The organism is Minwuia sp., from assembly GCF_048263705.1.
GTDB lineage: Bacteria > Pseudomonadota > Alphaproteobacteria > Minwuiales > Minwuiaceae > Minwuia.
In genome coordinates, this window is record NZ_JBLXDV010000005.1 from 36,261 (window position 1) to 48,732 (window position 12,472).

Below are 12,472 nucleotides of genomic sequence, written 5' to 3' on the forward strand. Positions count from 1 at the left end.
TCCCCCTGCAGAGGTTTAATTCCCGTGACTTTTGGATAGCATCGCCTTATCCGGGCCGCCAGAGCTTATGCGCCGGAGGTCAGTTGCGCAGCCCCTCGATCAGGGCTTCGACATGTCCGAACTCCGCCAGAACCCGATTGCGGCGTTGCGTGGCTTGTTCGTCCTCCCCCCATTCGGAAAGCTGCCAGGTCTCGTCGAGTTGCGCCGCCTCAAATGCCCGCAGCGCATCGATATGCCCTTCGACAAGGGCCAGACCGATCACCAGCGAACCGGCGGTCCCGGTCGCGACCGACAGTGCGACCAGCTTGAAATCATCCATCGCGTCGACAGCCATCTTCAGCCGATCGAGCGCCGCCGCATCCTGCGCGACCGGCAGGACACCCGACGTCACCTGAAGCCGCGCGCCGAAGCGTTCCTCTGTCCAGTCCAGCAGCGGCCGCCATGTCGCCTGCTGCTGTTCGATCAGGCTCTGCGGCGCATCGGCCCAATAGCAGACCATGTCCGTTTCGGCATATTTCGCGACAGCATCGACCGTCTCGGCCCGCTTGCCGGCCAGACCGTCGATGGCTGTTCCGGCCATCCGGTTCAGGGGCATGGCCATGCGGTCGATCTCTTCCGGCTGGTCGTCCCATTCCCGGGCCACGGCTTCGGCCAGCGCACGGGTCGGCAGCGCGAAAGGCCGCCTGAGGAAAGTGTGTATCGGACGACCATCCAGTTGTACGAGAAAACCGCCGCCGTCCTCGACAACCCCGGCGGACTTGTAGAAGCGTTTCATGCGGACCTCCCGAAAACCTGATCCACCAGATTCGGCAGATCATCGCCGTGACGGGCGATAGCGGCCGCCCCGACGGCGCTGAGTTCATCCGCCGGGTGATAACCCCAGTCGACGCCGATGGCCTTTGCCCCCGCGCTCAGGGCCATCTCGATATCGAAGCTGGTATCGCCGATCACCACCGCATGGCCGGGGTCCACGCCGGCTTCGGCGCAGGCCTGCAGGCACATGTCCGGCGCGGGTTTGCCTGCCCTGACGTCATCGGCCGTCTGCAGGGTGACGAAACGGCCTTCCAGTTCCAGCCGCTCGATCACCGCATGCAGCCCGCGCCGGGATTTGCCTGTCGCCACACCCAGCAGATATCCGCGATCTTCCAGAATCCGGAGGCTTTCGATGACACCGGCGAAAGCGGGCTCGGGCGATTCTCCGGCCAGCCGCAGTTCCCGGAACAGCGCCTTGTAGGTGCCTGCAACCTGATGGACATCCGATGACCCGAGATCGGGTGCCAGAACCGAGACCGCATGATCCAGGCTGAGACCGACCACGCGCTTGACCGCGTCCGGTTGCGGTGCAATCAAGCCAAAGCTGAGGAATGCCTGCTGCATCGAGCGGACAATGCCGTATTGACTGTCGACCAGCGTGCCATCGCAGTCGAAGATAACAAGGTGAAGCGCCATCGGCGGAAACTGCCACAGGACGTTGGACATGAATGATGCGATAAAACATCTCGGGCAGCAGTCGGAACTTCCCGACAGTCCGGACGAGGCCATTCTGGACGCCGTTCCGAACCCCCATCCCGATACGCCTTATGTCACGCGTTTCACCGCGCCGGAATTCACATCGATCTGTCCGGTCACCGGACAGCCCGATTTCGCGCGTTTGATCATCGACTATGTACCGGCGCGCCATATCGTCGAGAGCAAGAGCCTGAAGCTGTTCCTGAGCTCGTTCCGCAACCACGGCGCGTTCCACGAGGACTGCACCCTGCTGATCGCCAAGCGCATTGTCGATGCGATCGAGCCGGAATGGCTCAGGATCGGCGGCTACTGGTATCCGCGCGGGGGGATCCCGATCGATGTTTTCTACCAGACCGGCGAACCACCCGCAGGTGTCTGGCTGCCGGACCCGAACGTCGAGACCTACAGGGGACGGTAGTGGCGGCGCTCGACATCCGCCCGCTCACGCGCTGGACGGGAGCGGAAATCGTCGGGCCGGATCTTTCGGAACCCGTGGACGATAATCTCGCCGAATCGCTGCGCCGGGCGCTGGGAGACTGGCAGGTGATCTTCTTCCCCGATCAGCACCTGGATATCGCAGCCCAGAAGCGGCTGACGCGGGTGTTCGGCCCGCTGACCCGCTCCCCGTACGTTGTGCCCATGGCAGATGATCCGGATGTCATTGCGGTGCTGAAGGAAGCCGACGAAGTGAACGTGGGGGTCTTCGGCGGTGACTGGCATTCTGACTTCAGTTTTCTGAAGGATCCGCCTCTGGGGTCGGTTCTGAATGCCGTTGAAGTTCCGCCCTGGGGCGGCGACACGCTGTGGGCCAATCAGGTGGCCGCACTGGAAGCCCTGCCCGATACGCTGCGCCAGGCCATCGAAGGACGCAACGTCATCCATATCGGCAAGCCCTATGGCGTCAGCCACGCGCCGCCTGAGGAAGAGCGCGCGGGCGGATCGATCCGGATGGTGCGCAACGATCCGGAAGCCGACCGGGAGACCGAACATCCCGCCATCCGCATTGATCCGGTTTCCGGCCAATTTGCCCTGAACTTCAACCCGACCTACGCGGTGCGCCTGTCGGGCATGCGCGAGGACGAAAGCGCGCCGCTGCTGGACGCCGTTCACCGGCACACCACGCGGCCCGAATTCTGCTGCCGGTTTCGCTGGCGGGCAGGCTGCGTCGCCGTATGGAACAACTACACAACCATGCATTATGCCGTGAACGACTATGACGGCCACCGCCGGATGCTTTACCGGACGACGTTCGGAAAGTAAGAATCATCGTCGGCAGCCTTTCCCCGGAGAGTGCCGCATCACTGAACCGGCGCCGACGGGCAGGCACGGATCAGTTATCGAAGTACTGAGTAATATTGCGAGGTCAAGGATGTCCGTGTCCCTCAGAAGAACCCCGGAAGAGAGGGGCTTTGGTGCCCCGCCCGCCCACTTCGACGAGCGGATCGGCCAGTTCTATGCCTACTGGGACCACAAGCGGGAAGGTTCTGATGTCCCTGACCGCGCCGACTTCGATCCGCTTGTTGAAATTCCGCGTCTGCTCTCCAATGTCTGGCTGCTCGATATCGAACGTCCGACAATGCGTTTTCGCTACCGGCTTCTTGGCAACGACATGGTGTCCGCCGGTGTCGTGCCGAAAGCTGGCGAATATCTGGACGAGCGGCCCAGTGCAGGAAACATTCAGGAGACGATCGACGCCTTCCGGCAGGTCTGCGAAACCCGCACGCCCTACTGGCGGGCCGGGAAGCCCCATCTGGTGCATGACCGGTTCGTTTCCGGTCTTCAGCTTCTGGCGCTGCCGATTTCACTGGGCCGGTCCGGCAATGCCGACATGCTGATGAACATGACGGTTTACCGCTGGCTGAGCCCGGACGACGATCAGCGCTGACGCCTTGAGCGGCCCGGACAGCGGGGTGTCTGCGCGACCTACTGCCGGACGGAATCCGTGCTTATCGTACTGCCGATGGTATCGAGCAGTTTGCCGATGAGGTTTCTCAGGATGGCCGTCTTGCGCTGCGATTCGGTGACGACAATGACCTTGCCCTTCCAGATCTCGCCGTCCGGATCGCTGATGGAGGCCCCCATCGAGTAGGTCTCTTCGCCCTCCTTTGCGGGAGGGGCACCGAGGGTAATCGAAAAGCCGAGTTCGGTCCGGGACTGGTTGCCGCCCCGGCCCTGCGCCTGCACCCGCGGCGGAGTTTCGATTTCCCGGAACTGACCGTCCCACCGCACGATCATGACGGTCGATCCGATCTCATCCAGCCTGAACCCGCGCTTCTGGAGTTCCTCATGAAAGATCGCGCGCATCTGGTCGGTGGCATCCGGGAAGCTCTGGAACTCCACCTTGAACGTGCGGGGTACAGGCTCCTGCCGCAGGGACTGCGCGGAAATACCCGTCCTGTAGAGATCGGCCGACAGCGCCGGAAGAACCGTCAGCACGGCGAGCAGCAGGCCCCCCAGCCCGCTTTTGATGGTCATTTTCAAGATCATTGCACTCCCCCCGAAACTACCCATGATACCGCAAGCCTACCTCACAAGACGGGCCACCGCCACGGCTGGCGGTCAGTTCGAACGGAGCGACCTATTGACCGAGCTGCTTCAGGACACGACGACCGTGCAACGCATCGTTCTGGCGCTGGTGCTGGCCGTCGCGGTCCATGCGCTCGTGCGTTCGGTCCGCTGGATGAGCCACCGGGCGATGTCGAGCAGCGTCGCCCGGCGCTCCAACAAGACGCTGACCCTGATCAGCCTGATCACCAGCACGCTGGTCTTCATCCTCTATTTTGCGGCCATCGGTTTCGTCCTGAACGAGGCGGGCGTGCCGCTGTCGACCTATCTCGCCAGCGCCTCGATCATCGGACTGGCGGTGGCCTTCGGATCGCAGGGCATCGTGCAGGACGTGGTGAGCGGCGTCACCATCGTCTTCACCGATCTGTTCGACATCGGCGACGTGATCGAGATCAGTGGACAGGTCGGTGTCGTGGAACGCTTCGGCATGCGCTTCACCGTGCTCCGGAATCCGCTCGGGGCCGAAGTCTTCGTGCCGAACCGCAGCATCCTGAACGTGGTCGCCTATCCCCGCGGTTACGTGCGCTGTTTCGTCGATATCGTCCTGCCCCATGACGCCGAAGCCGCGAAGAAACTGGAGGACGAGGCGCGGCTTCAATTGTCCACGGCCATGGATCAGTTTCCGGGCATCTTCCGTGCGCCGCCGGAATTCATGGAACGCCGGACGTCAGTGTCGGGACGCAGCTTCCTGCGCATGAAGTTCAGGGTCTGGCCCGGTCGCGGCGGACCGCTAGAAGGACCGTTCCGGCAGGAACTCCTCCAGGCGGCAAAGAAAATTGCCCCCGACTATGCAGATTGGATGGTCGCGGTGAATTTCGAGGTCGAGCCCTACACCAAACCGAACCGGCGGCGGTGATACCGCTCCAGGGGCGTTGCTGAATACCTGGCACACGCGGCGTTCACTGATGTACCCGTGCCCCCTGACAAGCAGGGCGTGACGCCTGGTGCGTCCGGCTGTTTCGATCTGGTGCTGCAACGCAAAGGCCGCCGCAGTTTCCCGCGACGGCCTCTGTTTTCGATCCGATGAACGGGTCTATCAGGCGAACCACCAGCGTTCAGTGATCCGCGCGCTGTCCATGGACCACAGGTTGCCCAGGGTCTCACCGTGCGCCAGCTTCTTCGACTTGGCGTCGATCCAGTTGGCGTACATCGGAACCACCACGCCGCCTTCGTCCTTCGTGATGATCTGCATCTCACGATAGAGTTCGGCGCGTTTGGCGCTGTCCAGTTCTGCGCGTGCCTCATACAGCAGCTTGTTGAAGCGTTCATGCTCCCAGTAGCTGTCGTTCCACGGCACGCCGGCCTCATAGGCGGACGAGAACATCCAGTCCTCGGTCGCGCGGCCCGACCAGAAACAGGCGCAGAACGGCTTCTTCAACCAGACATTGGACCAGTAACCGTCTGCGGGTTCGCGGATGACATTGACGTCCACGCCCCCGGCCTTGGCCGATTCCTGGAAAAGCTGCGAGGCATCGACCGCACCGGCGAACGCGGCATCCGAGGCCGACAGGTCGATCTGCAGCGAATCCACGCCCGCCTTCTTGAGGTGGAATTTCGCCTTCTCGGGATCGTAGACGCGCTGCTCCAGATCGCCTGCGTAATACTGGTTCGCGGGACCGATCGGGTGGTCGTTGCCCACCTTGCCGTGCCCCAGCAGGATCTTCTGCACCAGGTCCTCGCGGTCGAACAGATGCTTGATCGCCAGCCGCACGTCATTGCTGTCATAGGGTGCGGTGTTGGTGTGCATCGGGAACGTGTAATGCTGGTTACCCGTCACCTCGAAGACCTCGACGGCCGGGTTGCGGTCCAGCAGGCGCACCGACTTCGCATCGATACGGCTGATCGCATCGACCTCGCCGGTCATCAGCGCGTTGATGCGTGCCGACGGATCCGTGATCGAGATCGCCTCGATCTGCTCGAAGTAGACCTTCTTGTGCGCGTTCGGATTGCGCGTCAGCAGTGCGCGCACGCCCGGATCGAAACTGGTCGCCATGTAGGCGCCCGTGCCGATGCCTTTCTGGATGGCCTCGTCGATCATGCCGGCGGGATAGATCAGGATGTGATAGTCCGACAGCAGATACGGGAAGTCCGCATTGCCCGCCGACAGCGTGAACTCGACCTGATGTTCCCCGAGTTTCTTCATCTCCTTGATGGCACCGATGATCGGCTTCGCGGGCGACTTGGCACCCTCGGCGATGTGCATCTGGAAGGATTCGATCACATCGTCGGCGCCGAAACTCTTGCCGTTGTGGAAGGTAACGTCCTTCTTCAGGTCGAAGACCCAGACCTTGGCGTCGGCGGAGGCGCCCCAGCGCTCGGCCAGTTCCCCCTTCAACTGGCCGTCGGCGCCGACTTCGGTCAGGCAGTCGAAGACCGATCCCATGGCGCAGACCTGCATGAACACGTCCGAATGCGTGCGCCCGTCCCAGCTGTCCGTCGTGTTGCCGCCCGAAAGGCCCAGGCGCAGCGTGCCGCCCATCTTCGGGCCGTGCGAGGCGCCGAGCGCCGGGCCGGCACCGGTGATCAGTGCCGTGGCCGCGCTGGCTTTCAGCAGCGTTCGTCTGTCAATGTTCAGAGGCATGGAAGTCTCCCTTTTTCCTACTTCAAAAAAAACTCAGTCGATCTTCGAGTGTGCGGCCTCGCCGATATTGTCGACGCCCCGCTCCTCCAGAAGCCTGTCCAGCCAGTCCGGGTCCATCTCGGGCACCGAACTGAGCAGCAGATCCGTGTAGTCATGATGCGGAGGGGTGAACATCTCCGTCTTGGGGCCGGCCTCGACGACCTTCCCCTCCTTCATCACGACGACCTCGTCGGCGATGGCGCGCACCGTCGCCAGGTCGTGTGTGATGAACATGTAGGCCAGATTGAGCTCGCGCTGCAGTCGATCCAGCAGTTTGAGAATGCCTTCCGCGACCAGTTGGTCCAGGGCGGAGGTGACCTCGTCGCAGATGATGAACTGGCTTTCGGCCGCGAGCGCCCGCGCGATGCCGATGCGCTGCTTCTGCCCGCCGGACAGTTCGGAGGGCAGCCGGTTGTAATACTGCTTCGGTTCCAGTTCGATCTGGTCGAGCAGTTCCTCGACACGGGTGCGCAATGCGCGTCCCTTCAGGCCACTGTAGAACCGGATGGGCCGGCCGATGATGTCCTTGATCTTCAGCTTCGGATTCAGCGCGGTGTCGGCCATCTGATAGATCATCTGCACCTGACGCAACTGGTCCTTCGTCCGCGCCTTGTAGCTGGCGGGCAGCGGATCGCCATTGAACAGGATCTGACCCTCGCGCGGCGGCAGAAGGCCCGTGATGCAGCGCGCTACCGTCGACTTTCCCGAGCCGCTTTCCCCGACAACCGCCACCGTACGTCCAGCGTGAATATCGAAGGAGACGTCGTGCAGGACGTCAATCGGACCGTATCCGGCCACGATGTGGCTGACGGAGATGACCGGCGTTTCCGATGCGGGCACCGGCGGCTGTTCCGCCGTCTCGAAACTGCGCACCGCCCAGAGCGACTTCGTATAATCCTCCTGCGGGCTAGCAAGCATCGTCCGGGTTTCGGCTTCCTCGACCTCGTCGCCTTTCAGCAGGACCTTGATCCGGTCCGCCATCTGCGCGACCACGGCAAGGTCGTGCGTGATATAGATCGCAGCCGTATTGAATTGATCGACGATATCGCGGATCGCCGCCAGCACCTCGATCTGGGTCGTCACGTCCAGCGCGGTCGTCGGCTCGTCGAAGATGATCAGGTCGGGGCGGCAGGACATGGCCATCGCCGTCATCGCCCGCTGCAGCTGCCCGCCGGAAACCTGATGCGGATAGCGGAAGCCGATGTTCTCCGGATCCGGCAGACGCAAGCGGCGATAGAGCTCCATCGCGTCTTCCTGGCTTTCGGACTGGCTGGCAACACCATGCAGCACCGGTCCCTCGGTATGCTGGTCGATCAGCCGGTGCGCCGGGTTGAAACTGGCCGCCGCGGACTGCGCGACATAGGCGATGCGCTTGCCCAGCAGGGCCCGCTTTTCCTCGGCCGAGGCGGCGACCAGGTCGATACCGTCAAATTCGATCGAACCGCCCGATATCCGGCAGCCGTCCCGCGTGAACCCCATCGCGGCGAGACCGATGGTCGATTTGCCCGCACCCGATTCCCCGATCAGGCCCAGCACCTCGCCCTTGTGCAGATCCAGATCAATGCCGTTGACGATCGGGTTCCAGGTCTCGCCGGAGAGCCCTTCGATGTGCAGATCGCGGATTTTGACCAGCAGTTCCTTGTCAGACATGGGTCAGTTCTTCAGTCCTGAGTAGCGGTCGAGCATCCAGTCGACGATGAAGTTCACGGAAACGGTCAGCAGGGCGATCGCCGCAGCCGGCAGCAGCGGCAGCGAGGCCACCTGCCAGTCGCCATACTGGGCGTAGCCGATGTAGATCGAGAGCTCGCGCACCATCGTGCCCCAGTCGGCCAGCGGCGGCTGGATGCCGATGCCGAGGAAGCTGAGCGCGGCGATCAGCAGGAACACGAAACAGAAGCGCAGGCCGAATTCAGCCAGCAGCGGCGCGGCGGCGTTGGGCAGGATTTCCTTGAAGATCAGGTAGCCCAGCCCCTCGCCGCGCAGTTTCGCGGCCTCAATGTAATCCATGACGACGATGTTCGCGCCAACCGCGCGCGCCAGCCGGAATACGCGCGTCGAATCGAGCACGGCGATCACCAGGATCATGTTGATCGTCGACTGACCGAGGATGGTGATCAGCAGCAGGGCAAAGATCAACTGCGGGATGGCCATCAGGACGTCCACGCCACGCGACAGCGCCTGATCGAGCCAGCCGCCGATCGCAGCTGCCAGAAACCCCAGCGTCGCACCGATCAGAAACGCCAGGAACGTGGTGATCAGCGCGATGCCGATCGTGTTCCGCCCGCCGTAGAGCAGGCGCGTGAGCAGATCGCGGCCCAACTGATCGGTTCCCAGAATGAAGTTCGGGTCATCGCCCGGAAACAGGTTGAACGCGTCGAACACCTGGCTCTCGCCATACGGCGCGATCACCGGCGCGAACACCGATCCGAGAACGTAGAGCGTCACCACGGTCAGGCCGAAGGCTGCGGTCAGCGGCATTGCCCGGAACACGGCACCCACGCTCCCGGCCAGGTTTCTTGCGAACCCGAAGCGTATGACCCACGCAAGCGCCGTCAGCGCGATCAGGGGGCCGACGACATATGTGAGCAGTCCCATGCGCGTCCTACTTCGGATGCCGCAGGCGCGGGTTCGTCAGAACCGACATCACGTCTGCAATCAGGTTGAGCAGGATATAGGCGGCGGCAAAGATCAGGCAGCAGGCCTGAACCGTCGGCATGTCGCGCAGCTTCACCGCGTCCACGAACATCTGGCCCACGCCCGGATAGACGAACACCACCTCGACAACGACGACGCCCGTGATCAGATAGGCAAGGTTCAGCGCGATCACGTTGATGATCGGCGCGAGCGCGTTCGGCAGGGCGTGGCGGACGATGATCTTCCAGGGCGGCACACCTTTCAGGCGCGCCATCTCGATGTAGGGGGACGCCATCAGGTTGATGATCGCGACGCGCGTCATCCGCATCATATGCGCCGTCACCACCAGCGTCAGCGTCAGGGCGGGCAGCATGGTCCGGTAGAGCCGATCCCAGAAATCCAGATCCATGTTGATCTTGGAAATGGAGGGAAAGATCGGGTTCGCCGCCGCCAGGAACAGGATCAGGATGTAGGCCACGAAGAATTCGGGGCTGGAGATCGAGGTCAGCGTGCCGACATTCGCCGCGCGGTCGAAGATCGATCCGCGATAGAGCGCGGCCAGGATACCCAGCGTCAGCGCAAAGGGGATGGCGATCGCGGCCGCCGTCAGCGCCAGGAAGATCGTGTTGGCGAAGCGCGGTGCCAGTTGATCGGCGACGGTCGTCACCTCGCGGTTGGAGGCGCCGAACGTCGACTGGAAACTCAACTGGTTGAAACTGACGCCGAAATCGCCGGTGAGCGCGCCGCCCAGCCACGCGAAGTAGCGTTCGACCGCCGAGCGGTCCATACCCAGGCTTTCCCGGATCGCGGCCACCGCCTCCGGCGTTGCCCCCTGTCCCAGGATCGCCTGCGCGAAGTCACCGGGGAGCGCTTCGATTGCGGAAAAGATGATGATGCTGACGACGAACAACGTCACCAGACCCAACACCAGCCGCTGTCCGATCATTCGGATCAGGCCTGACATGAAACCCCTAGAATGTACCCTGTCGATAGCTGTTCTTTTTGCGACAGCCTGTCGTCAATCGTGCATGTTTGGGGACAAAGGTCCAGCCCGGACCCCGTTCAGAACGCCGCTTCGAGTTCTTCCCGGATCAACTTCACGTTCTTTGTGTTACTTTTATACCCGACATCGAAAATGTCGCCGGCGAGCGGAATCAGGCCGATCAGCCAGTCGATGAAGATGTTCCACAGCATCTGGGTGAGGACACGTTTCCGGACGCCCATCGCATGGGCTTCCTTGACGATGTAAAGGCCGGGCAAGGCGGTCACGCCGTCACCGAGGCCCGGCACCAGACCGGCGATGCTGTCCAGACCGAAGCGGATCTGGGTACCCGGAATGCGGAACTTCGTGTCCATCCATTCCGCAACGTCTTCCAGCCGGCTGAGCCGCCGCATCTTTTCTTCGTACGCTACCACCTGAAAGAACCTGCCCTACTGTTCGCGTGCGACGCTGCCGGGGCGTCTGATGGTCACGCCGCCCTTGGTCTCCCGACGCGCACCGGCACTTGAATCAGCCGCCTTCGTCGTGCGGGTCACCGGCCAGTCCTTCGTGGCGGCCAGATACCAGAGCGCGAGCAGGCCGATCGGCGGAATGATCGCCGTCAGCCCCCAGAAACCGGAATAGCCCGCCTTGGCGGCGATCCGCCAGCCGAAGAACGCGAGCAGGAAGACGACGGGTGAACCTGGCCAGAGCAATTCCATCAGACACGCTCCTTCACACGGTCGAACTCGTCGAACGGGCCGCGAATTCTCGCCTCTCCGTTAGGCCATTCCCTGAACGCGAGAAAGCCGAGGGCCAGCGGCAGACCCGCGAAAGGGATCAGCGCATACAACGACATATAAGGACTCATGCCCACGCGCTCGAAGATCCGCCAGAGCGGCAGCACGAACAGAATTCCGACCACGACGGTCCAGCCCAGAAGGCCCATCTCCAGCACACCCTTGCTCCCGAGAATTGATGCTCAGGCAGATATGGGGATTGCGCATGGGTTTGCCAGAGGGTCGCCCCCTCCCGTCGTCACCGTCTTTCGGGCAGGACCACATAGAACCTGACCGCAACCCTCCGGCACATCGGCGTTTACCGTCCGACAGACCGATAGCGATACACGCCATCGTCACCCATCCTGCGCTCCATCCGGCCCCGGCTGATCAGGGCGTGGATGTGGCTGATGGCTTCGGAGAAGGCGAGGCTCATGTCCTCCTCGCGCAGTTCGCGACGGAACAGGTAGGGAAAGGTCTCCCTCACCGTCATCCAGTCCGGCGAGGCTTCCCAGAGCGCCTTCAGACGATGGCGGTGGTGATCCTGCAGATAGTTGATCCGCGCGTGCAGGTTGCGGAACGGATCGCCGTGCGCGGGCAGGATCAGGACGTCATCGGGCAGGTTCCGGAAATTGTCCAGGGTCTCCAGATAGAGCGCCAGCGGATTGGCGTCCGGTTCGGCCGGATAGACGCCGATATGGGGCGTGATGGCCGGCAGGACCTGATCGCCGGAGATCAGCACGTTCAGGTTCTCGCAGAACAGGGCCGCGTGCTCGGGCGAGTGACCGCGACCGACGATCACCCGCCAGGTGTTGCCGCCGATCTTGAAGCGCTGGTCGTGCGTCAGCCGCCGAAAGGCGCGCGGGATCGGCGTCATCATCTTGGCGACCCGGTTGAAGCCGCGCTCGCGCAAGGCTTCCAGCATGGCTTCGGAATAGCCGATGCGGCGGTAGTGATCGACCACGTCCTCGGGCACCTTGTCGGTCACGTCCAGCATCATGGTGCGCCCGAAGGCCCATTCGCCCAGCGTCATCCACAACATGCAACCCCAGCGTTCGGTCAGCCAGCCCGCCTGCCCCAGATGGTCGGTGTGGAAGTGCGTGCAGATCACGCGCTTGACCGGACGGCCGCCCATCAGATCGCTGGCGAAGATTTCCTCCCACCAGGCGGTGATGCGCTTGCTGCGGATTCCGGTATCGACGATCGTCCAGCCGTCGCCGTCCTCGATCAGCCACAGGTTGATGAAATCGAGCCCCGGGATCGGTATCTGCATGCGGACCCAGTGGACGCCGGGTGCCACTTCGAACGTCTCACCACCATCCGGGCGCTGTTCACCGAAGACATAGTCCAGCTCGGGCTTGGTCGGGAAACTGTCCAAAACGTGCG

The 12,472-nt window shown here is 62.8% G+C and carries 15 protein-coding genes; 4 read left to right on the forward strand and 11 right to left on the reverse strand.

Going from position 1 to position 12,472, the window contains the following annotated elements:
* Positions 1-79: 79 nt before the first annotated feature.
* Both ACN0X7_RS08740 and ACN0X7_RS08745 read right to left on the reverse strand, forming a co-directional pair.
* Positions 80-775, reverse strand: a complete 696-nt coding sequence (locus ACN0X7_RS08740; protein WP_417516219.1) for an ATP12 family chaperone protein — start codon at positions 773-775, stop codon at positions 80-82.
* Complete coding sequence (locus ACN0X7_RS08745; RefSeq protein WP_417516221.1) at positions 772-1,479, reverse strand: HAD-IA family hydrolase; 708 nt, start codon at positions 1,477-1,479, stop codon at positions 772-774. The genes ACN0X7_RS08740 and ACN0X7_RS08745 overlap by 4 nt, the downstream gene beginning before the upstream one ends.
* Here ACN0X7_RS08745 and queF point away from each other — a divergent pair.
* From queF to ACN0X7_RS08760, 3 genes are all read left to right on the forward strand, one after another.
* Positions 1,478-1,927, forward strand: a complete 450-nt coding sequence (queF, locus tag ACN0X7_RS08750; RefSeq protein ID WP_417516223.1) for a preQ(1) synthase — start codon at positions 1,478-1,480, stop codon at positions 1,925-1,927. The two genes, ACN0X7_RS08745 and queF, sit on opposite strands and share 2 nt — an antisense overlap.
* Positions 1,927-2,769, forward strand: coding sequence for a TauD/TfdA dioxygenase family protein (locus tag ACN0X7_RS08755; RefSeq protein WP_417516225.1), 843 nt, complete (start codon positions 1,927-1,929; stop codon positions 2,767-2,769). The genes queF and ACN0X7_RS08755 overlap by 1 nt, the downstream gene beginning before the upstream one ends.
* Positions 2,770-2,878: 109 nt before the next feature.
* Positions 2,879-3,394: a PAS domain-containing protein gene (locus ACN0X7_RS08760; protein WP_417516227.1), complete on the forward strand. Its 516-nt coding sequence runs from the start codon at positions 2,879-2,881 to the stop codon at positions 3,392-3,394.
* Positions 3,395-3,432: 38 nt separating this feature from the next.
* Here the strand turns inward: ACN0X7_RS08760 and ACN0X7_RS08765 are convergent, their stop codons facing one another.
* The gene (locus tag ACN0X7_RS08765; RefSeq protein ID WP_417516229.1) at positions 3,433-3,984 is read right to left on the reverse strand and encodes a hypothetical protein; all 552 of its coding nucleotides are present in this window, start codon (positions 3,982-3,984) and stop codon (positions 3,433-3,435) included.
* 106 nt (positions 3,985-4,090) lie between these two features.
* Here ACN0X7_RS08765 and ACN0X7_RS08770 point away from each other — a divergent pair, with 106 nt between their 5' ends.
* Positions 4,091-4,930, forward strand: coding sequence for a mechanosensitive ion channel family protein (locus ACN0X7_RS08770; protein WP_417516231.1), 840 nt, complete (start codon positions 4,091-4,093; stop codon positions 4,928-4,930).
* 180 nt (positions 4,931-5,110) lie between these two features.
* Here ACN0X7_RS08770 and ACN0X7_RS08775 read toward each other — a convergent pair whose 3' ends face one another.
* The 8 genes from ACN0X7_RS08775 to ACN0X7_RS08810 form a co-directional block, all read right to left on the reverse strand.
* Entirely contained in the window at positions 5,111-6,655 is a 1,545-nt protein-coding gene (locus ACN0X7_RS08775; protein ID WP_417516233.1) for an ABC transporter substrate-binding protein, read from the reverse strand.
* 33 nt (positions 6,656-6,688) lie between these two features.
* On the reverse strand, positions 6,689-8,344 hold the full coding sequence (locus tag ACN0X7_RS08780) for an ABC transporter ATP-binding protein (protein ID WP_417516235.1): 1,656 nt from the start codon (positions 8,342-8,344) through the stop codon (positions 6,689-6,691).
* A 3-nt stretch (positions 8,345-8,347) separates the two neighbouring features.
* Positions 8,348-9,289 (reverse strand): ABC transporter permease, encoded by a 942-nt coding sequence (locus ACN0X7_RS08785; RefSeq protein ID WP_417516237.1) that lies wholly within the window; start codon positions 9,287-9,289, stop codon positions 8,348-8,350.
* 7 nt (positions 9,290-9,296) lie between these two features.
* Complete coding sequence (locus ACN0X7_RS08790; protein WP_417516239.1) at positions 9,297-10,292, reverse strand: ABC transporter permease; 996 nt, start codon at positions 10,290-10,292, stop codon at positions 9,297-9,299.
* A gap of 98 nt (positions 10,293-10,390) precedes the next feature.
* Positions 10,391-10,723 (reverse strand): DUF4112 domain-containing protein, encoded by a 333-nt coding sequence (locus ACN0X7_RS08795; RefSeq protein ID WP_417516241.1) that lies wholly within the window; start codon positions 10,721-10,723, stop codon positions 10,391-10,393.
* Positions 10,724-10,759: 36 nt separating this feature from the next.
* Positions 10,760-11,029, reverse strand: coding sequence for a hypothetical protein (locus ACN0X7_RS08800; protein ID WP_417516243.1), 270 nt, complete (start codon positions 11,027-11,029; stop codon positions 10,760-10,762).
* A complete protein-coding gene (locus ACN0X7_RS08805; protein ID WP_417516245.1) occupies positions 11,029-11,265 on the reverse strand; it encodes a hypothetical protein in 237 nt (78 codons plus the stop codon). Before ACN0X7_RS08805 ends, ACN0X7_RS08800 begins: the two co-directional genes overlap by 1 nt.
* A gap of 140 nt (positions 11,266-11,405) precedes the next feature.
* Positions 11,406-12,464 carry an MBL fold metallo-hydrolase gene (locus tag ACN0X7_RS08810; protein WP_417516247.1) on the reverse strand — a complete coding sequence of 353 codons (1,059 nt, stop codon included), beginning with the start codon at positions 12,462-12,464 and terminating at the stop codon, positions 11,406-11,408.
* Positions 12,465-12,472: the final 8 nt, after the last annotated feature.